Raw genomic sequence first — 18,742 nt, forward strand, 5'->3', positions numbered from 1 at the left:
ATAATTATTAGGCTCTGTGTGGCAAGGAAACGGTCCCAAACAACGAAGGGTGATTATTTTCGCGTCAACAACGCCAGAAATTCCGCCTCATTTAACACGGTTACATCCAGTTCCACTGCTTTGCCGAGCTTGCTGCCTGCTTCGGCCCCTGCCACCACATAACTGGTTTTTTTAGAAACGCTTCCGGAAACCCGTGCCCCCAGCGCCTCGATTTTTGATTTTGCCTCTTCGCGGCTCATGCTGACAAGTGTTCCGGTCAATACGAAAATCTTGCCGTTCAATGAATCCACAGGCACGCCATGGTTGACCTCTTCCGGCCACTGCACCCCTGCAGCCCGTAACTGGTTTATAACTTTGATATTGTGCGGTTCGAAAAAAAAGGCTGCGATGCTTTGTGCAACAACCGGTCCAATGTCGGGCACCAGTTGCAGGCTCGCCTTATCGGCTGCCAAGAGTTTATTCAGAGTGACGAAATAACGCGCCAGTTCCTTTGCCGTTGCTTCACCAACATTCCTTATGCCCAGGGCATAGATGAAACGGGCAAGAGAAGTCTGCTTGCTGTGCTCGATTGCATCCAGTAAATTTTGGGCTGATTTTTCAGCCATGCGCTCCAGCCGGGTCAGGGTCTGCAAATCAAGCTGGTATAAATCCGCTGGAGTGTGGACCAGATTCCGGTCAACCAGTTGATCCACCAGTTTTTCCCCGAGCCCGTCCACATTCAGTGCACGCTGACTGGCAAAGTGCAGCAGCGCACGCTTGCGTTGCGCTGGACAGAATAGCCCCCCGCTGCAGCGCCATACTGCTTCATCCGCTTCCTTCGTAACATGTGAACCACATACCGGGCAAACCTTCGGCATCTGGAATTCCATGGTATCCAAAGGGCGCCGTTCGATCAGGACGCGTACCACTTCCGGAATGACATCTCCGGCACGCCGGACACTGACCGTGTCGCCAATTCGAATATCCTTGCGACGCATTTCCTCCTCGTTATGTAACGTAGCATTTGTTACGGTCACCCCGCCGACAAATACCGGAACAAGCCGCGCCACTGGAGTCAACGCGCCCGTGCGCCCTACCTGTACCTCGATGTCCAGAACCGTAGTCAGGGCTTCTTCTGCCGGAAATTTGTGCGCAATGGCGAAGCGCGGTGCCCTTGCCACGTACCCCAGCCTAGCTTGCTGCGCAATATTGTTGACCTTGTATACCACTCCATCAATTTCATAGGGCAAATCCTTGCGCAGTTCGCCAATTTCCCGGAAAAAGGCAAGAAGTCCTTCCGTTCCATGCACTACCCTGCGTTGCAATGGAACAGGGATGGACAGCTCCTTCAGGGATTCCATCTGCCCGGAATGTGTGTCAGGCAGGATATATCCTTCCACTACTCCTGTTCCATACGCATAAAAGCTCAAGTGCCGGCGGGACGTAGCCTGCGGGTCAAGCTGACGTAAAGACCCTGCTGCGGCATTACGCGGATTGGCAAACGTTTTTTCGCCCCGTTCTGTCTGTCGGCGGTTGAGTTCAAAAAAATCCTCCTTGAACATCATTACCTCACCCCTGATTTCTATAAGAGGAATGGGACAGGTCGTTTGTTCCTGATTCAACCTTAATGGAATATTACGCACGGTACGCAGGTTTTGGGTTACATCTTCCCCCGTTTCACCATCTCCGCGAGTTGCTCCCTGAACAAACAGCCCATCGCGATATACCAGAGTTACCGCCAGGCCATCAAACTTCGGTTCAACTGCATATTCAACCACCGGTATGTTCAACAACTCGCGAATGCGATCATCAAAAGCCAGTACTTCCGCCTCACTAAACGCATTATTGAGCGAGAGCATCGGGGTGCGATGCCTGATCTTGGCAAAAGCTTGCAGTGGAGGAGCTCCAATCCGCAGGGTGGGTGAATCCGGAGCGACAAGGGATGGATATTGCCTTTCCAGTGACTGCAGTTCACGGAACATTGAGTCATATTCCGCATCGGAAATCAGCGGATCATCCAGCACATAATACTGGTAGTTATGCCGCTCGATTTCGTGACATAAAAAATCGATCCGCTGTGGTGCCGGTTCATTCATTTTTGTTACCCTGGAAGCAGGAAATTTCAGGAAAACAGCCTGCGTGCAAGGGCGCTTCCAGGAACCATGCCGCTGTGCTGCATGTTTGTCTCCACCGTAACAATGCGATCGCGAATCAGCATGATGCTTCTTTCCTTTAGTGACACATGGTTCGCATCCACGATGTTTCCACCCAGTTCAATGGACAGCTTTCTCGCCAAAATTACCATATCATCAAAAACCAGAGCGGGCTCTTCCACACACGGGACGTCCAGAAGCAAGGTCAGGCACCTGATCTGCAACTGGCTCAGGGTGTGATACTGAAATGGCGTGTTGTCTTCATTGCACAGGCTGAATAACGTACGCCCATGGGTATCGGTCATGTGAAATGCACCATCTGCCAGAAACTGCATGCCAAGACGTTCAGCTGCTCTTGCCACTCCATCTCCGTTAAACAGCTGCGCCTCTTCAGGCACGATATTGAAAGCGATGATCTGGTCTACGGTTGCGCAGAAATTATCCAGTTCCTGCGCACGAGCAGCTGCTTCTGATACGTCCGGTAAGATTACATCCGCATGCAGTTTTGTAGCAATCGTCCGGATCAATTCACGAAAATCCTTTAATTTGGGTTCGCTCACCGCTCCCGAGCGGCTGACAAGTTGCAATGCCAGCCGCAAGGAACGATATAGCGGTTTGCTTTCTGCGATTACCTTCTCCCATTCGCCACTTGTTGCATTCCAGCCGCACACATGGATGTTCTTGCCAAAATCGAATCTCTGCTGCCACAGCGAGGTCAAAGCTCCGGCTCCCTGCGGGTCTTTAAAAGACATTGCGGCAATATAATCGGTTTTTTCGCCCAGCGAGGCGCAAAGGGATTGTTCAACCGGTTTGGCGGATGACTCCTCGTCTGACATCAGACCAGCAGAAACCATCTCTTTCTCTGTATTTTCAAGTAATTCCTCTGGCTGCCCTGCTGATGTCAATTCGATTGCCTGGTTAATCGCCGCTGGTTCGATGGAAGAAGCGATGGGGGTTTCTTCCGTGGAGGGAATGAAGTGCTTATCCGGATTTAAAGCGGATTCATCGGAAGACTGGTGGTATAGCGCATCCTCATGTTGATGCTGGAACGCCTCCCTGAATTTACGGCGGTACTGGCGTTGCTGCCACCAGTTGTATATGCAGATTATCAGAATCACGACCAAACCGATGCTGATCAAACTAATTTGTAGTTCACTCATAGGGAGAATGATATGGCAGGTTAATTATTTGGCTAAGCAGCATAGTTTTTCCTATTTGAATTCAATTATCGCAAGAGAGCCGGGAAATGGCAAAAGACACGATTTGTTGCGATGCCACTTATTTATAAAGATGCCACTTATAAATGAGACCGATGGCATTCCCGTTCGGACGTAACCGTGACAGACAGCAAATAGTTTAAAATTTCTGCAATAACCACCAATATTGCCTAACCGTTGCATGGCAATACTGTGCCAGCAATTCAAATATTTATATATATAGCAGCTTTCGTGAATAAATATAACGATTTATTTTAGCAATAAGGATTGAATTGCCTGGCCCAGATCTTTTTTAATTTCCTCTGGTGTTCGGGAAGCGTCAATCAGCACTATGCGTTCTGGATATTTTCTGCAGCGAGACAGGTAGGCTTCCCTCACCTTCTCGAAAAACCCCCTTTTTTCCTGTTCGAATCGATCCAGGGTAACATTTGCGGACAGTCGATGACGCGCAACATCAACCGGAAGATCGAATAAGAGCGTCAGATCCGGCTGAAAACGACCGTGTACCCAGCTTTCAAGCTGTTCCATCTTCGGCAGAGAGATTCCTCTGCCCCCGCTTTGATAGGCATAACTGGCATCACTGAAGCGATCGGAAATCACCCAGGTGCCCTGTTGCAGGGCTGGTTTGATCACTTGCTCGATATGCTCAAAGCGGGTGGCAAACATTAATAATGTCTCGGTTTCGGCCAGCATCGGCTGACTGAGTAATATTTCCCTGATGCGTTCCCCCAGCGGGGTGCCGCCCGGTTCACGCGTTACCAGCACGTTTTTACCCTGATCGCGCAGACTGTCGGCAAACCAGCCTAGATGGGTACTTTTTCCTGCACCATCGATACCTTCAAAGCTGATAAATTTTGCCTTATTCATTTATTTATTCTCCCAGGCTGACTTTATTTTGTTTGTGGATGAATGATGATGTATTTTGCCAGACAGCAAGCTGGCAGAAACAATCAATCCGGCACCGATGATTTCCCTTGAGCCGATTTCTTCCCCTGCCAGCAGGTAGGCAGATACAGCTGCAAAAACCAGCTCAGACAGAAACAGGACAATCGCCTGATTGGCAGGCAGGTGAGTCAGACCGTACTGCACCGAATAGGTAATGACGCATATCGCCAGCCCGACCGCCAGCAACCACCCCCATGCATCCGTCGGAATGTTCTGCAAACCGGTCATGAAGCTGTCTTGATATCCTGCCAGCACGGCAGTGAACAATGCCGTGCCAAACCAGGCGCTCACCACTTTGAAATTCAGGCTCAGATGCTGGATGCGACGCACCATGACATTCATCAGGGCAAAACTCATGCCCGCAGAAAGGCCGATCCATTCCGCAAGATTCTGCGGCAGCGGCAATCCATGACGCGCATCCCACAGAATTACGAACGCCCCGGAAAGGGAAAGCAAAATAATTGCATAGCCGAATGAATTCAATTTTTCCCGCAGCAGCCAATATGAAAAAAACAACGTCCATAGGGGAGCGAGATAGAATAGCAGCATGACGCGCATTATTTCGCCTTCCAGCGTTGCAAGCACATAGCCCAGATTGGTCCATCCTGCACTTGCCAGCAAGACTATGCTCTGCCACCCGGCATGCCTCAATTCGCGCCATATCGGCCCCATGAAGAACAGGCCCAGTAACATTGCCACGCAATAAGTGATCAGCGTGGACAAAATACCGCCTACCCCCATCCCATGCAACAAACGATAGGGATACCACATCACCCCCCAAACCAGAGCGCCGCTAAGCAGGCCTGCAACCGATAAAATTTTTTGTTTTGATGACACCTGTTACGCCTTTATAATTGCACCCAGCCAGTTTATTCAACCAATCATGAATCCTGATCTCGACCGACTGCAACCCTACCCTTTTCAGAAGCTTGCTGCACTGTTCGGCTCCGTTACCCCTGATCCGACTTACCGTGCAATCAGTCTGCACATCGGGGAACCCAAGCATGAAACCCCGCAGTTTATCCGTGATGCGCTCAGCGCAAATCTGACTGGGCTTTCAAATTATCCCACAACTACCGGTAGCGATAGTCTGCGTAACAGCATGACCAGTTGGTTGCAGGAACGTTACAACCTTCCTCCGCTGGATCCAAAATCGCAAGTGTTGCCAGTAAATGGCAGCCGCGAAGCGCTGTTTGCTTTTGCACAGGCTGTAGTTGATCGCAAGCGCGTCAATCCAGTCGTAGTTTGTCCTAATCCGTTCTACCAGATCTACGAAGGAGCCGCTCTGCTGGCTGGCGCCACGCCCTATTTTCTCAATACGCTGCCTGGAGATAATTTCGGGCTGAACCCCGATCAGCTGCCGAAGCAGGTTTGGGAGCGTGCGCAGCTTATTTACGTCTGCTCTCCCGGAAACCCCACCGGACGCGTTCTGGGACTGAAAGAATGGAAAGAATTGTTCGATCTGGCCGATCAATATAACCTGGTCATTGCTGCCGATGAATGCTATTCCGAAATATATTTCGATACGCCACCAATGGGCGCGCTCCAGGCAGCAAAAGAACTGGGACGCAGCGATTTTCGCAATCTGGTTTCATTTTTCAGCCTGTCGAAACGCTCCAATGTACCCGGGATGCGTTCCGGGTTTGTTGCTGGCGACGCCAGAATACTCGAGAAATTCACGCTGTATCGCACCTATCACGGCTGTGCCATGAATCCCGCGGTACAGGCTGCCAGTATTGCCGCCTGGCAGGATGAAGCACATGTTGCCGAAAATCGCCGCATGTATGCGGAAAAGTTTTTGCAAGTGAGTGGAATATTAAACCCCGTATTGCCGGTAACTCTCCCGGATGCCGGTTTCTATCTGTGGCTGCGGGTGCCTGTGCCGGATAAGGTTTTCGCGCAAGGACTGCATCAGGATTATAATGTCGCCGTACTGCCCGGCAGTTTTCTGGCGCGTGATTCAAACGGAACCAATCCTGGTGAATACCATGTTCGTATCGCCTTGGTTGCAGAACTGGGTGAAACGATAGAAGCTGCGCACCGCATTGCCGAATTTACCCGCAAATTAACTTAGGAAAATCATGGAACAACTGCAACAGATCATTGAAACCTCCTTTGAACACCGTGCCGAAATTACGCCACGCAATGCAGACGCCAAACTGAAAGATGCCGTGGATACCGTGATCGGTCATCTTGACCAGGGCACGTTGCGGGTGGCTGAAAAAAAGGATGGCCAGTGGGTTACGCACCAATGGTTGAAAAAGGCCGTGCTGCTGTCTTTCCGTCTGGAGGACAATTTTTTCATCAAAGGAGGATTTACCAATTATTACGACAAGGTTGCTTCCAAATTTGCCGATTACAACTCGCGTGATTTTCGCGATGGCGGGTTCCGCGTTGTGCCCCCGGCTGCGGCCCGCAAGGGGGCATTCATCGCCAAAAACGTTGTTCTGATGCCTTCTTACGTCAACATTGGCGCGTACGTGGATGAAGGCACCATGGTTGACACCTGGGCTACCGTAGGATCCTGCGCCCAGATTGGCAAGAATGTGCACCTGAGCGGTGGAGTAGGGATTGGCGGGGTACTGGAGCCAGTCCAGGCGAACCCGACCATTATCGAGGATAACTGCTTTATCGGCGCACGTTCAGAAATTGTAGAAGGCGTAATCGTGGAAGAAGGTGCAGTCATCTCAATGGGGGTATATATCGGTCAAAGCACAAAAATCTACGATCGGGAAACCGGAGAAGTGCATTATGGGCGCGTACCGGCAGGTTCCGTAGTGGTTTCCGGGAATCTCCCTTCCAAGGATGGTAGCTATAGCCTGTATTGTGCTGTGATCGTAAAAAAGGTAGACGCCAGGACGCGGGCCAAAGTGGGGATCAACGAGCTGCTGAGAGGAATCTAGCCATTCTCCGTAGCAGATCCTGAAAAAAGGAATCGATTCCCTCTTTCATCTCGGAAAGACGGCAACCCCGGTTTGCTAGATGCAGGAGGGTATCGTCTGTGGCAAAACAGGAAACAGACTGCATAAACCGGTCTCTGTCCTATCAAACATGACATCACGGTCGCATGGTTCCATGCGGCCGGAATTTACCCGGTACAGGACACATTCAACCCGATGAAATTATACGGCATAGCAAATTGTGACTCAGTCAGAAAAACCCGACGCTGGCTGGAAGAACATGGCATCGCATACCAGTTTCACGATTTTAAAAAACATGGAATTGCGCCACAACAGGCGCAGCTTTGGCTGCAACAGGCTGGCTGGGAGAGCCTGATTAATCGCAAGGGCCTGACTTGGCGTGGTTTATCGGAAGAGCAGAAAAAGTCTGTCTCGAACAATGCCAGTGCATTACCCTTGTTACTGGAAAATCCCAGCCTGATAAAACGCCCTTTACTGGAACAGGATGGCAGATTGCTGCATATCGGTTTCGACCAAGCCACACTTGAAAAATTCTTCCCTATCACGACCTGATTACGCTATGTCCACTCTAGAACTTGCCAAACAACTGATCGCCTGCCGTTCCGTCACCCCACTGGATGAAGGCTGCCTCGATATCATTGGTGCGCGCCTTGAATCGCTGGGATTCACACTTGAAAGATTGCGTTACGAGAACGTGGACAACTTGTGGGCGCGGCGTGGCCAGAAGCATCCCATCGTATGCCTGGCAGGCCATACGGACGTTGTGCCGACCGGCCCGCTGGACCAGTGGCATTCTGACCCCTTTACTCCAGTGATACGCGATGGAAAATTGTACGGGCGTGGCGCTGCCGATATGAAAGGTTCCCTGGCTGCCTTCGTCACCTCGGTCGAAAAGTTTGTGGCAGAACACCCTGAACATGACGGAAGCATCGCCCTGCTGCTGACTTCCGATGAAGAAGGCATCGCCGTCAATGGCACCGTACGTGTAGTAGACGAGCTGAAACTGCGTGGAGAAAAAATCGATTACTGTATTCTGGGCGAACCTACCTCCTCCACCCGGACCGGGGATACCATTAAAAACGGACGACGTGGCTCCCTCTCCGGGACGCTCACCGTAAAAGGAGTGCAAGGTCACATCGCTTACCCGCATCTTGCCAGAAATCCGATCCACCTTGCCGCTCCGGCAATCGCCGAACTGGCCGCTACGGTATGGGACCAGGGCAATGAATATTTTCCGGCTACTTCCTGGCAGATTTCCAATATACATGGTGGAACCGGAGCAACCAATGTCATCCCCGGCACGGTAAACATCGAATTCAATTTCCGCTTCTCAACCGCCAGCACAGTAGAAGGCCTGAAGCAAAGAACCCATGCCATCCTGGACCGGCACGGACTGGAGTATGACCTGGCCTGGGCTCTATCCGGGAGGCCTTTCCTTACCCCACGCGGCAATCTTGTGGATGCGGTAAGCAACGCCATCGAGCAAGTCACCGGAATCGTTACCGAACTTTCTACCAGTGGCGGCACTTCGGATGGACGCTTCATCGCCGATATCTGCCCGCAGGTAATCGAGCTGGGGCCGCTGAATGCAACCATACACCAGCTGAATGAATGCGTAGCCGTAGACGACCTGGAGATATTGTCCGAAATTTACCGGCGCACGCTGGCCATTCTGCTTTCCAGACAATCATGAGCAGGCTGCACTGTTTGGATACCGCTTCCAGCCAGTTATACACCGTTCGGGACTGGCTGCGTTTTGCAGTGAGCGCATTCAATGAAGCAAAGCTCAGCTTTGGACATGGTTCGGCCAGTGCCTACGACGAAGCGGCCTATCTGATCCTGCACGTCCTGCATCTGCCACTGGATACGCTGAATCCTTTTCTGGATGCTCGTCTCACTGCAAATGAAAAAGAGGCACTGCTGGAACTACTGCATCAACGCATCGAAAAAAGAATCCCTGCCGCATACCTGACCAGTGAAGCCTGGTTGGGAGATTTTCATTTTTATGTGGACCCGCGCGTAATCGTACCGCGTTCATTTATCGCCGAACTGATCCGGGAACAATTTTCTCCCTGGATTGCGGAAGCGGAAAGCATCAGGGACGTGCTGGATCTGTGCACTGGAAGCGGCTGTCTGGCCATCCTGGCTGCGCATGCCTTCCCGGATGCCATAGTAGATGCAGTGGATATTTCTGCCGCAGCACTGGAAGTGGCACAACGCAATACAACGGAATATGGGTTAGATTCTCGGGTTCACCTCATTGAATCCGATCTGTTCTCAAGTCTGAAGGGCAGACAATACGACCTGATCATCAGCAACCCGCCTTATGTCGATGCTCCTTCCATGGACACGCTGCCCCCGGAATATCTGCATGAACCGCGTCTGGCGCTTGGCAGTGGTGACGATGGGCTGGATGCCACCCGAAAGATTCTGGAACAGGCAGCACGGTATCTTAAACCGGACGGATTGCTGATCGTGGAAATTGGCCACAACCGCTCTGTACTCGAAGTCGCTTATCCCGAACTTCCGTTTGTCTGGCTGGAAGTTTCCGCAGGAAATGAGTTTGTCTTCTTGCTTCGACGCGAGGATTTGGACTGAATTCTTCCCATATCGCCTTTGACTGTCCTGAAATTGGGATGCCGTGGGATATCCTGATTCAGTCTGTCTTTTCACCTGAACCAAAATAACCACGACGGAATGCATTTTCCAGCCGTCTGCCATAAAAGGCAACCTGGGTGCTGCTGGAAGAACCGGCCGGTGGAACGGAAAGAACAGCGTCGCTGTAAGGAAGAACCGGTTCGCCGTTTCGATGCGTGATGACATGCCAGGGTTGCTCCTGGCCAGGGTACAGATTTTCGTGCAGTTGTGAAGATTTCCCGGCTATCTCCAGGGACTTGCAACGCTCCTCGATAGAAACCGTATGCCGGTGAGTCGCAATAGCCCCGTAAACAAACTGCGAATATCCACCACTCTGAACCAGACGCCTGCCAAATTCAAAATCGTCTCCGGCATCATTCAGGAAATTTTCATTAAATCCACCCAGAGACTGAAATTTTTCTTTCCGGATGGATGCATTGCCGACATAAAAAAAATGGCTGGGCCAATTTGCCATGGCGCGACGCATGGGCAAGCCAAATACCTGACCGGAATCTTCAAGCCAGCGGCAGAAAAAGTCTTCCCGGATAGGATCCGGAAATAATCCGGGGCCTATCCCCACTGCATTCACATCCGGATTCAGCGTGTGATATTCCACATAAGATGAAATCAAACCTGGGGAAGGATCGAAATCGTCCCCGAGGAATATCAGTAATTCGCCGCTGGCATGTGCGGCACCCAGGTTGTTTTGAACCGACCGCGCCGGGCTGGAGCAGGACAAAAGCGAAGCGGAGATTTCAGGATGGTGCTGGCGAAAATCAGCAAAATCTTTTGCTGTGGAGATTCTGTGCAGGCCATCGACCAGAATAAATTCAAATGCATCATAAGGATAGTTTTGCGCAGATACCGAGGAAAAGAAATCTCGCTGCTTATGGTGATAATCATCCGGTTCAGACGTCACGATCAGGGAAACGCGCATCATGATTCTCTTATCCTATAGGTATGGTGAAAGAGTGAGGCTCCTGAAGAGCCTGCTCGACTATTTCGATCGGTAAATGCTGTAACGCCTCGGTCAGGCCAAGCAGTGCAATAAACTCCCCCCCCCAATTGGCCAGGGTAGGAGAAAAATGGTTCGCCCGGGGGGGATGGTTCAGTGCTGCGCGGACAAAGCTGGCCATGACCTTGCGCTGTTCCATGCGCGGTGCATGGAATGATTCGCTGATGGTATTCCGTTCATGAATACGGTATTCGTACAGGGAATGTGGCACCAGAACAGGCTCGCTTTCCAGTGTTGCGCGCAGGCAGAAATCCCAATCATGGTTATATCGGTAGTCATGAAATCCACCCAGTGTTTCCCAGAGATTCTTGCGGAACATGAGATTACCGCTGGTAATGGCGGAATTTGCACGAAGCATCGCCAGCCCAAGCGTGGGGCACATCACTGCTGCATTCTGTTGTGCCATCAACCCGATCTGGCGGTTGTTTTCATGCTGTCTGAAAGCGTGCCCATTGCCATCCATGAAAGATACCCGCGCAAAACCCCACTCCGCATTTCTTTCCAGCAAGGAATCCAGCATCGTTTCTATGCGATCTGCCGGAAGCCTGTCGTCCGAATTGAGGAGCTGGATATAGTCCCCTTTTGCCATCTGGATGCCCTGATTCAGGGTGGTGGCGGCTCCCCGGTTTTCGCGGGCGATCAATGTAACCGGAAACGGAGCCGAAGCCAGAGCTGCACGGCAGGACTCAGCCGTGCCATCGGTGGAACCATCATCAATCACGATCAGTTCCAGCGGTGGCCGGGTCTGTGAAAACACGGAACCGATTGCCTCGGAGACATAACCTGCATGCATGTAAGCCGGCATGACCACTGATACGGAAGGATAGTTATCGGACGATGAACAAGCAGTCTGTTCCTTGCCGGCGCGGGTTGCCTTCAATACCGGATGCATGCAACGGTATGCATTCAGCTTGCTCTGGACAGCCACAGATAGCGGGTCGGAGCAAACAGAAGCCAGCAGCAGGCCAAGATTCGACCAGAAACCATCAAAATGCACCACAGGAGTCGAGAGCAATGCCGCAAAGGCAACGCGCGCCTCATCCATCAGGCCAATCTGCAGATACGCGAGAGCCCTCATGTGCGCAACTTCCCAGTCATTTCCCTGCTCCAGGAGAATGGCATCGTATGCCTCGATCGCCTCAAAGGATCTCCCGGCTTTCTGCAATATGAGCGCAGCCTGACGCCTGGAATTCAAACCCTTTGAAGTTTCACCGGCCAATGAACCGCAGCAATGTTTGTACCGCAAACCACTGTTGCAGGCACAGGGTGCATTTCGCAACAAGTTAGCCATTGCACCTGCCTGCCGTGTTTGAATTCTGTCGGGTTGTCATATTTATGTAAAGCAGATATGGCGAGCCACGCAATGAATGAGCCATGCATTAATGCTACCGGTATGCAACATGCCGAAATTGCACCCCAATTCATTGCCAAGGTAACAATGCATTGGGTAACTCAAACTAAAACCACTCAAAATCCAAGTCAATACATATTCTGGATTGCCGTAAACAGTTAATCGATAGAAAATGCTAGCATACGGCAACAGGAATTGCGACCCGAACAGGATCATCCCCTATGAAAAACCCGTCATCTGCAAAATTTCTGGCATTTTGTCTGCTGATCGCCTGCTGGCCAGCGAATGCAGAAACCATCGGCTGCGTGACCACTGCATGGAAGCTCATTGGCGCCAGCCATAAAGTCTGCGTCGAAGCCTTCCACGACCCCAAGCTCCCCGGGGTTACCTGTCATGTCAGTCAGGCCAGAAAAGGTGGGGTATCCGGTTCACTCGGTCTTGCGGAAGATCCATCGCAGTTTTCACTTTCCTGTCGCCAGACAGGGCAGATTACCCTGCCAGCAAAGTTCCCGAAGGATGAAACCGTTTTTACGGAAGATACCTCCATTCTGTTCAAGGAAACCCGCATCATTCGCATGTGGGACCAGGCAAATAATACCCTGATCTATCTGGCGATCAGCCGCAAACTGATAGAAGGAGCGCCTGCGAACAGCATCTCCACAGTACCGGTCATGCCCTGGGGAAACCGTCCATAGAGTCGATCATCCTGCCGCATGCCGTGAGCGGCCCGGGCGATCTATCGCATGAACCGGAATCGGCATGGTTTTCCATACCTGTAGCCAGTCATGGCACAACATTCGGCAGAATCATTTATACCCGGTCAAATCGTTGCTTGCGTTCCTCGGTATAAGCCCACCACGGCTGAGGCTCTTCTCCATCCATGAAGCGGGTAATCGAAAGCATGACATCCAGCAGACAGGGATTTTGCCGCTTACCGCTTTTATCGCAGATATCGCGGTACAACTGCAACGGATCCCTGCCTGCAAGCTGTGCCGGGGAATGAATATCAATCATTTTCAGCATGCCCGCCACTGCCGGACCCACATTGGGCAGGTCCGTCAGCTGCCGGACACAGGAGCGCCTGACTTTTGCCGGATTCATGAGGGTTCTCGCCCGAAGTACGGGATAACGTGCCAGATGCAATCCATCGCCACGCAGGGATCCCGGGTTACCGGTGATATTCTCCAGCACGTTCAGGCTGGTAGGTTACGGTTTCAATACGGACATGCAATACCCCGCCCCCCGGTTTGGGCCATTCAATTTCATCTCCTTGGGAAAGACCCAGGAGGGCGCTTCCTACAGGTGCCAGAATGGAGATCTTGTTGCTGCTGGAATCCATATCCTTTGGATATACCAGCTGCATGGTAAAACTTTGGGACGAAGATTCCACCCGGAATGTGACGGTGGAATTCATGGTTACCACGGTAGGCGGGACATCTTCCGGATCGACGATTTCTGCCCGCGCAAGCTCGGCTTCCAGTTCCTCCTTTCCAGGAAAAACATCGCTGGATAAGGAATCCAGCAACCGGTCAAGCCTGTCCGCATCCACGGAAGAGATAATGATTTTAGGTCGGGTATTCATGGTTCATCGCTTGCATGATTGAAACTTGTTATTGTGACCTTCAAGCTTTCGTGTAATCAAACCGTCAGCACAACTTGCGCGCAGAGCGGGGTATCCATCCACATCAAAAGACAACATGAACCGATTGCCATTCTCGAAATCCGTTCAGGCAATTCCTAAAGGCGGGTCAGCTTGCCATTCCTCACCCTGACGCGATCCCCGGCCTGAAAACTGACTGGATCGGAATACTTGAAAGTCTTGCTGGAGCCGTTGTCCATCTTCACGATGACACGGTACTGAGTATCGGATTTTACCTGCTTTTCCACCTGATGGCCAACATAGGCACCCCCTGCAGCTACACCGATGGTTGCCAGGTCTTTACCCGTTCCGCCACCAATCTGGTTGCCAATCAAACCACCCAGTAATCCGCCTGCAACTGCTCCCACCCCGCTGCCCTCCCCTTCGATTTTGACGGTCTTGACATCGCTTACTGTTCCGCATGAATTACACACCGCTTCGGCCGGAGGCGGAACGGCATAAGGAACAGCCGGAGGCGGAACGGCGGAAGAAACAGCGCCTGGCGGTGGCGGGACCATGGCTGGCTGTGCCACTGCCGGAACAGGCGGACTGGGGGATGCCACCGGTGCCGGTGAAACGGCAACCGGCTGGGCCGGCATGGCCCCGGATGTCATACTGGCTGGCGCCTGCGCCTGCCCTGACGCGGATACAGGCGGTGCAGTGGCAGGCGCACTGCCCGCTACCGGAACTGGCGCGGCAGGCGTCGATGCCTGCTCGCTTTTATCCCCGCAGGCTGACAATATCAGCGCGAAAAAAATGATTGCCCACCCAGACTGTTTCATGATTTACCTTTCGAACCCGGAAAATTAATTGCCTGAATTATTACGGCCAGACTCCGCTGAATAACGTGACACAACAGGATTTTCTATGGTGTCTACTCTTGTTTATATTAATACGAATAAAAAAAATAATCATCCATGTTTTAAAATTCCTTGCTACCCATATGAGAAACGGGTCATGCTATTTTCGCCAAACCAGCATTCCCACGCAATCTCTGCCATGGCATTCCTAACAGCAGAGATCATTTTATTTTGTAGCAGAATGTCTGAAAAAATCAAAAATTGCATCGTCTTGCAAGCAACCTGAACTGGGGAAAGACTATAATATTCCCGTGGTCTATTCGGAAAGGAGGAAAAACCATGAATTCACAATATGTGAAAGGATCATTTGCCGTTCTGTTCGGAATGGCGTTGATCTATCTGGGCGACATGGCACTGGGCGTCAACATCGAAATCTACCGTGGAATTGCCACCTTTACTTTTCCTTGGGTGATCGATGTGTTTCTCGTGCCGTTTATTGCAGGCGTCGTGGTTTCCCTGATTTATGGCCGGCACGGAAAATGGCTGGCCTGCCTGCCACCGCTGTTCGTGCGCACCATCAGCTTTGCCCAGCTGACCTTCTTCGATGATTCCTATGAGTACGTGGACCTGTTTTTCAGAATTCCTCTTGCCTACTGGGGTCTGTGCCTCATCCTCGTGGTGGAATCGGCCAACTTTGGCGGCATTATTGGAGAAATCATGAAAGGAGTGTACAGGCTCCCCGGCAGAAAACGGAAAGAAAGCCCAATGAATGTCACCCCGGAATAAAATTCTTTCTGGGGCACGCCAGTCAGGACAGGCTATATATCATCCAGCTTGGTTATAGATCGTTTGAAAGGAAAACCTGCCATGCTCAAGTCGTTTCGCGTTTACTACCTGATATGTTCGGTGATTGCCATCAATCTCAGCGCATTTACCGGGGTACTCTATATGGGAATATTCCAGCCATCGACCCTGACCCAGGTAATCTCCTGGATATTGACAATTGGCGCATGGATCATGGTATACATTTTTCGTGACCGCTAAACGTACCTTGCAGTCAGATCATCCAGACCGGAAATTCTGGCAGGGTAAATCACTGGAATTCCGTGCATTGCGGCTTGCGGGGTTACAAATTCAATAACGGTCGCCCACTGTCAGTGATCGGCCATTGTGTTCAGGACCGAGACCAAGCAACCAGGGAACTGCCGTGTTCGCCCATTCCATGGCTTCCGGGAAATGCTGCGCCTGTAAGCCGAAAGATATGCGCAGCATGTCGGTGTTGATAATGCCCGGATTCAGCGGCACTGCCGCCATCCCCTGAGGCAGTTCCTGTGCCAGCGCCTTAGTCAATCCTTCTATCGCCCATTTGGTAGCACAGTAGGGTGCCACTTCCGAATCTACCGAACGTCCCCATCCAGAACTGAAATTGACGATCACCCCCCTGCCCCTGGCTATCATGGCTGGGGTAAAATGCCGTATCACACTGGCAACGCCCTTGATGTTCACATCAATAACTGCAGAAAATTCACCAGCCGGAACTTGCCAGAGCGGCGCATTCTGATTGACGAGCGCGGCATTGTTGATCAGCAGATCGGGAGAACCGGCCCTGTCCAGAGACCTTCTTGCCCATTCCTGTACCGCACTGTCGTTGGCCACGTCCACCACATCAAATCGATGATCCTTGTCCCCGTACATGACATTCAGTTCATCAACCGCAACCGCTGACCGCCCGCAGCCCAGCACCGTATGACCCAGACGAATAAACCCTTCAGCCATGCTGCGTCCCAGACCGCGGGTCACTCCGGTAATGACAATGAGTCGGGTGGTCATGGAAATATCAGCTCATCCGGTAATTTCTTAACACCGCCAGAAATTCCTGAAACAGCCCTGCAATGATTGCAAATTTTGCATAACGCTCATTTTTTCACCATCAAACACACGTTGTCTGTCCAGTCTGCCTCAGCACCTGGTCCGGAATGCCAACCTTTTGGGGTTTATGCAGCCAGATCAAATACCAACACTTCCGCCTGAATTCCATTTTCAATCCGGATCTGGTTCTCCCGCTCAATCAAAAGCGCATCGCCGGAGTGTAACCCGTAACCATTGACTTCCAGCTCTCCGCAAATCAGGTGCACATAGGCCTTTCGATCCGGCCGGACCTCCAGCGTGACCGTCTGCTTTCCATTAAACAGGCCGACATACAGCCTGGCATCGGCATGGATCAGGACGGAATTCATGCTTCCATCCCGAGAGGCAATCAAACGTAATTTCCCCACCTTTTCGGCCTCCGGAATGGTCTTCTGTTCATACCCAGGCGGGATATCCGTCTGATCCGGCTGAATCCAGATTTGCAGGAAATGGGTCTGCCTGCCCTGGGCATGGTTGAATTCGCTATGTCTGACCCCTGTCCCTGCACTCATTCTCTGCACGTCTCCCGGAGGAATTCCACTGACATTGCCCATGCTGTCACGGTGGGCCAGTTCGCCGGACAGGACATAACTGATGATTTCCATATTGCGGTGGCTGTGCTCGCCAAACCCGCTACCCGGCTCAATGCGGTCTTCATTGATTACGCGCAGATTGCCCCAGCCGTTGAACGCCGGGTCGTAGTAGCTTGCGAAGGAAAAGGAATGATAACTTTTCAGCCAGCCATGATCTGCGTAACCGCGTTCTTCGGATTTTCTGAGTCTTATCATGCCCCCTCCTATAGATGAATAGAATAGAAAAACAGTTCAGCATGCGGCCAGCTATGGCTGCGGCGTTTCCTCCAGCAAAACATTGGGAATCCCATCCGCACCCAGATAAATGGCCAGTATGCGAACAATATCCTGGCCGAGATTCATACCCCGGTGCGGGACGTTCAAGGCCTCGACCAGCGCATCGCCTTTGCGGAATGTCTTTTTTCCCTGATTGCCATAATCCACGGTTAATTCCCCCTCCAGCACGTATCCGACCAGCGGAACTGGATGACGATGAATTTTTGCAATTGTACCCGGCAGGATGGTGACAATACTGACCGTTACCCTGGCCGGCCCAGAGGTTGGATACCGTATTTCTTCACCGGTTACCGTAACCTGCGTAGACAGCAAATCCTGGGTCGGATAAGCCTGTTCCGCCCTGGCACTGGGTGGCAACAAAAAACAGGCCAGGAGCACCGCGCCATACTGAATCAATTTTGACAAGATACACCTCCTCTGAAAAAAATCGGGTTTTAATGCTACCACATCGTTTTTCTGTCCGGTCCGCAACTGCAATATAGAAACCGCAATTTTTGATATGTTAGAATGTATTAAATCTGTTAACTGCTATGGGGCCCGTTGCAAATCATCCCAAATTTTTCCGTGATTTCATGCCTTGCAAAGTCGCTTTTTTCCACATACTGGTTCAGTCAATAATTATCTGGGAGAATTTTTAGCATGAGAACGCAAACGAAAGAAATCCAGCAGCATCTTACACCGGAAATCGCACTTCAGATTCTAAAGGCGGGGAATGCCCGCTTTATGAAAAACCTTAAAATAAACCGTAACCTGCTACAGCAATTAAATGAAACGTATGATGGGCAGTATCCCTTTGCCGTAGTCCTGAGTTGCATCGATTCCCGGGCTTCTTCGGAACTCATTTTCGACCAGGGTCTGGGAGACCTGTTCAGCATCCGGATTGCTGGAAATATCCTGAATGACGACATCATTGGCAGCATGGAGTTTGCCTGTAAAGTCAGCGGGGCAAAAATCATCGTGGTTGTGGGGCATACCCGTTGCGGTGCCATCAAAGGCGCATGTGACGACGTGCAACTGGGCAAGCTCACCGACCTGCTCGCCAAAATCAAGCCGGTCGTGGAGAAAGTGCGTGATCCAGAGGCAACCGATCAGAATTCCAAAAACGAGGAGTTTGTCAGCAAGGTTGCCGAAGCCAACGTATTTAATGTCATTGAAGAAATCAAAGGCCGGAGCGAAATACTGCGAGAAATGCTGGAGCAGAAACAGATCGGAATCGTCGGAGCCATGTACGACCTGCACACCGGACATATTGATTTCTACGAAAGCTAATTGAAAGGATTCCCGGGCTCATGGCCAGGTTTTCGCCTG

At 51.4% G+C, this 18,742-nt stretch carries 22 protein-coding genes; 10 read left to right on the forward strand and 12 right to left on the reverse strand.

Annotation, left to right across the window (positions count from 1 at the left end; translation table 11 throughout):
- Window positions 1-53: 53 nt before the first annotated feature.
- From ligA to KJA68_RS00530, 4 genes are all read right to left on the reverse strand, one after another.
- Window positions 54-2,075, reverse strand: coding sequence for an NAD-dependent DNA ligase LigA (gene ligA / locus KJA68_RS00515; protein ID WP_213034971.1), 2,022 nt, complete (start codon window positions 2,073-2,075; stop codon window positions 54-56).
- Between the two features lie 26 nt (window positions 2,076-2,101).
- A complete protein-coding gene (locus KJA68_RS00520) occupies window positions 2,102-3,292 on the reverse strand; it encodes a cell division protein ZipA C-terminal FtsZ-binding domain-containing protein (protein ID WP_213034972.1) in 1,191 nt (396 codons plus the stop codon).
- A gap of 306 nt (window positions 3,293-3,598) precedes the next feature.
- Entirely contained in the window at window positions 3,599-4,216 is a 618-nt protein-coding gene (gene tmk / locus KJA68_RS00525) for a dTMP kinase (RefSeq protein WP_213034973.1), read from the reverse strand.
- Window positions 4,217-5,131 (reverse strand): DMT family transporter, encoded by a 915-nt coding sequence (locus KJA68_RS00530; protein WP_213034974.1) that lies wholly within the window; start codon window positions 5,129-5,131, stop codon window positions 4,217-4,219.
- 46 nt (window positions 5,132-5,177) lie between these two features.
- On the opposite strand from KJA68_RS00530, the gene dapC reads away from it, so the two are divergent.
- The 5 genes from dapC (at window position 5,178) to prmB (ending at window position 9,813) form a co-directional block, all read left to right on the forward strand.
- A complete protein-coding gene (gene dapC, locus KJA68_RS00535) occupies window positions 5,178-6,368 on the forward strand; it encodes a succinyldiaminopimelate transaminase (RefSeq protein WP_213034975.1) in 1,191 nt (396 codons plus the stop codon).
- 7 nt (window positions 6,369-6,375) lie between these two features.
- Window positions 6,376-7,197 carry a 2,3,4,5-tetrahydropyridine-2,6-dicarboxylate N-succinyltransferase gene (gene dapD / locus KJA68_RS00540; protein WP_213034976.1) on the forward strand — a complete coding sequence of 274 codons (822 nt, stop codon included), beginning with the start codon at window positions 6,376-6,378 and terminating at the stop codon, window positions 7,195-7,197.
- A 213-nt stretch (window positions 7,198-7,410) separates the two neighbouring features.
- Window positions 7,411-7,767 (forward strand): ArsC family reductase, encoded by a 357-nt coding sequence (locus KJA68_RS00545; protein WP_213034977.1) that lies wholly within the window; start codon window positions 7,411-7,413, stop codon window positions 7,765-7,767.
- A 7-nt stretch (window positions 7,768-7,774) separates the two neighbouring features.
- The gene (gene dapE / locus KJA68_RS00550) at window positions 7,775-8,908 is read left to right on the forward strand and encodes a succinyl-diaminopimelate desuccinylase (RefSeq protein WP_213034978.1); all 1,134 of its coding nucleotides are present in this window, start codon (window positions 7,775-7,777) and stop codon (window positions 8,906-8,908) included.
- Entirely contained in the window at window positions 8,905-9,813 is a 909-nt protein-coding gene (gene prmB, locus KJA68_RS00555) for a 50S ribosomal protein L3 N(5)-glutamine methyltransferase (protein WP_213034979.1), read from the forward strand. The genes dapE and prmB overlap by 4 nt, the downstream gene beginning before the upstream one ends.
- Window positions 9,814-9,871: 58 nt before the next feature.
- Here prmB and KJA68_RS00560 read toward each other — a convergent pair whose 3' ends face one another.
- Both KJA68_RS00560 and KJA68_RS00565 read right to left on the reverse strand, forming a co-directional pair.
- Window positions 9,872-10,792 carry a glycosyltransferase family 2 protein gene (locus KJA68_RS00560; protein WP_213034980.1) on the reverse strand — a complete coding sequence of 307 codons (921 nt, stop codon included), beginning with the start codon at window positions 10,790-10,792 and terminating at the stop codon, window positions 9,872-9,874.
- A gap of 7 nt (window positions 10,793-10,799) precedes the next feature.
- Complete coding sequence (locus KJA68_RS00565; RefSeq protein ID WP_213035002.1) at window positions 10,800-12,158, reverse strand: glycosyltransferase family A protein; 1,359 nt, start codon at window positions 12,156-12,158, stop codon at window positions 10,800-10,802.
- 281 nt (window positions 12,159-12,439) lie between these two features.
- Between KJA68_RS00565 and KJA68_RS00570 the strand changes: the two genes are divergently transcribed.
- On the forward strand, window positions 12,440-12,913 hold the full coding sequence (locus tag KJA68_RS00570) for a CreA family protein (protein ID WP_213034981.1): 474 nt from the start codon (window positions 12,440-12,442) through the stop codon (window positions 12,911-12,913).
- Window positions 12,914-13,028: 115 nt separating this feature from the next.
- Here the strand turns inward: KJA68_RS00570 and KJA68_RS00575 are convergent, their stop codons facing one another.
- The 3 genes from KJA68_RS00575 to KJA68_RS00585 all read right to left on the reverse strand — a co-directional run bounded on the left by KJA68_RS00575 (window position 13,029) and on the right by KJA68_RS00585 (window position 14,375).
- Complete coding sequence (locus KJA68_RS00575) at window positions 13,029-13,409, reverse strand: helix-hairpin-helix domain-containing protein (RefSeq protein WP_213034982.1); 381 nt, start codon at window positions 13,407-13,409, stop codon at window positions 13,029-13,031.
- Complete coding sequence (gene rnk / locus KJA68_RS00580; protein WP_213034983.1) at window positions 13,387-13,800, reverse strand: nucleoside diphosphate kinase regulator; 414 nt, start codon at window positions 13,798-13,800, stop codon at window positions 13,387-13,389. Before rnk ends, KJA68_RS00575 begins: the two co-directional genes overlap by 23 nt.
- A 155-nt stretch (window positions 13,801-13,955) precedes the next feature.
- The gene (locus KJA68_RS00585) at window positions 13,956-14,375 is read right to left on the reverse strand and encodes an outer membrane lipoprotein (protein WP_213034984.1); all 420 of its coding nucleotides are present in this window, start codon (window positions 14,373-14,375) and stop codon (window positions 13,956-13,958) included.
- On the opposite strand from KJA68_RS00585, the gene KJA68_RS00590 reads away from it, so the two are divergent.
- From KJA68_RS00590 to KJA68_RS00600, 3 genes are all read left to right on the forward strand, one after another.
- Window positions 14,374-14,667: a hypothetical protein gene (locus KJA68_RS00590; protein WP_213034985.1), complete on the forward strand. Its 294-nt coding sequence runs from the start codon at window positions 14,374-14,376 to the stop codon at window positions 14,665-14,667. The two genes, KJA68_RS00585 and KJA68_RS00590, sit on opposite strands and share 2 nt — an antisense overlap.
- Before the next feature lie 329 nt (window positions 14,668-14,996).
- A complete protein-coding gene (locus KJA68_RS00595; protein WP_213034986.1) occupies window positions 14,997-15,443 on the forward strand; it encodes a hypothetical protein in 447 nt (148 codons plus the stop codon).
- Window positions 15,444-15,506: 63 nt separating this feature from the next.
- Window positions 15,507-15,701 (forward strand): hypothetical protein, encoded by a 195-nt coding sequence (locus KJA68_RS00600; RefSeq protein WP_213034882.1) that lies wholly within the window; start codon window positions 15,507-15,509, stop codon window positions 15,699-15,701.
- A 90-nt stretch (window positions 15,702-15,791) separates the two neighbouring features.
- Here the strand turns inward: KJA68_RS00600 and KJA68_RS00605 are convergent, their stop codons facing one another.
- From KJA68_RS00605 to KJA68_RS00615, 3 genes are all read right to left on the reverse strand, one after another.
- Window positions 15,792-16,487, reverse strand: a complete 696-nt coding sequence (locus KJA68_RS00605) for an SDR family oxidoreductase (protein ID WP_213034987.1) — start codon at window positions 16,485-16,487, stop codon at window positions 15,792-15,794.
- 164 nt (window positions 16,488-16,651) lie between these two features.
- Window positions 16,652-17,353 (reverse strand): pirin family protein, encoded by a 702-nt coding sequence (locus KJA68_RS00610; RefSeq protein WP_213034988.1) that lies wholly within the window; start codon window positions 17,351-17,353, stop codon window positions 16,652-16,654.
- A gap of 51 nt (window positions 17,354-17,404) precedes the next feature.
- The gene (locus KJA68_RS00615) at window positions 17,405-17,839 is read right to left on the reverse strand and encodes a cupin domain-containing protein (RefSeq protein ID WP_213034989.1); all 435 of its coding nucleotides are present in this window, start codon (window positions 17,837-17,839) and stop codon (window positions 17,405-17,407) included.
- Window positions 17,840-18,073: 234 nt separating this feature from the next.
- Between KJA68_RS00615 and KJA68_RS00620 the strand changes: the two genes are divergently transcribed.
- Window positions 18,074-18,703, forward strand: coding sequence for a carbonic anhydrase family protein (locus KJA68_RS00620; protein WP_213034990.1), 630 nt, complete (start codon window positions 18,074-18,076; stop codon window positions 18,701-18,703).
- Window positions 18,704-18,742 lie beyond the last annotated feature (39 nt).

The sequence above is a fragment of the Candidatus Nitrotoga fabula genome, assembly GCF_905221025.1.
GTDB classification, from domain to species: domain Bacteria; phylum Pseudomonadota; class Gammaproteobacteria; order Burkholderiales; family Gallionellaceae; genus Nitrotoga; species Nitrotoga fabula.

Excerpts from the sequence above, each read along its gene's own strand:
- KJA68_RS00570 (WP_213034981.1), top strand. The coding sequence starts at position 12,440 with ATGAAAAACCCGTCATCTGCAAAATTTCTGGCATTTTGTCTGCTGATC.
- KJA68_RS00610 (WP_213034988.1), bottom strand. The coding sequence starts at position 17,353 with ATGATAAGACTCAGAAAATCCGAAGAACGCGGTTACGCAGATCATGGC.
- ligA (WP_213034971.1), bottom strand. The coding sequence starts at position 2,075 with ATGAATGAACCGGCACCACAGCGGATCGATTTTTTATGTCACGAAATC.
- KJA68_RS00605 (WP_213034987.1), bottom strand. The coding sequence starts at position 16,487 with ATGACCACCCGACTCATTGTCATTACCGGAGTGACCCGCGGTCTGGGA.
- tmk (WP_213034973.1), bottom strand. The coding sequence starts at position 4,216 with ATGAATAAGGCAAAATTTATCAGCTTTGAAGGTATCGATGGTGCAGGA.
- KJA68_RS00560 (WP_213034980.1), bottom strand. The coding sequence starts at position 10,792 with ATGATGCGCGTTTCCCTGATCGTGACGTCTGAACCGGATGATTATCAC.
- dapD (WP_213034976.1), top strand. The coding sequence starts at position 6,376 with ATGGAACAACTGCAACAGATCATTGAAACCTCCTTTGAACACCGTGCC.
- rnk (WP_213034983.1), bottom strand. The coding sequence starts at position 13,800 with ATGAATACCCGACCTAAAATCATTATCTCTTCCGTGGATGCGGACAGG.
- KJA68_RS00590 (WP_213034985.1), top strand. The coding sequence starts at position 14,374 with ATGGCTGGCTGTGCCACTGCCGGAACAGGCGGACTGGGGGATGCCACC.
- KJA68_RS00595 (WP_213034986.1), top strand. The coding sequence starts at position 14,997 with ATGAATTCACAATATGTGAAAGGATCATTTGCCGTTCTGTTCGGAATG.
- KJA68_RS00620 (WP_213034990.1), top strand. The coding sequence starts at position 18,074 with ATGAGAACGCAAACGAAAGAAATCCAGCAGCATCTTACACCGGAAATC.
- dapC (WP_213034975.1), top strand. The coding sequence starts at position 5,178 with ATGAATCCTGATCTCGACCGACTGCAACCCTACCCTTTTCAGAAGCTT.
- prmB (WP_213034979.1), top strand. The coding sequence starts at position 8,905 with ATGAGCAGGCTGCACTGTTTGGATACCGCTTCCAGCCAGTTATACACC.
- KJA68_RS00565 (WP_213035002.1), bottom strand. The coding sequence starts at position 12,158 with ATGGCTAACTTGTTGCGAAATGCACCCTGTGCCTGCAACAGTGGTTTG.
- KJA68_RS00545 (WP_213034977.1), top strand. The coding sequence starts at position 7,411 with ATGAAATTATACGGCATAGCAAATTGTGACTCAGTCAGAAAAACCCGA.
- dapE (WP_213034978.1), top strand. The coding sequence starts at position 7,775 with ATGTCCACTCTAGAACTTGCCAAACAACTGATCGCCTGCCGTTCCGTC.
- KJA68_RS00585 (WP_213034984.1), bottom strand. The coding sequence starts at position 14,375 with ATGGTCCCGCCACCGCCAGGCGCTGTTTCTTCCGCCGTTCCGCCTCCG.
- KJA68_RS00520 (WP_213034972.1), bottom strand. The coding sequence starts at position 3,292 with ATGAGTGAACTACAAATTAGTTTGATCAGCATCGGTTTGGTCGTGATT.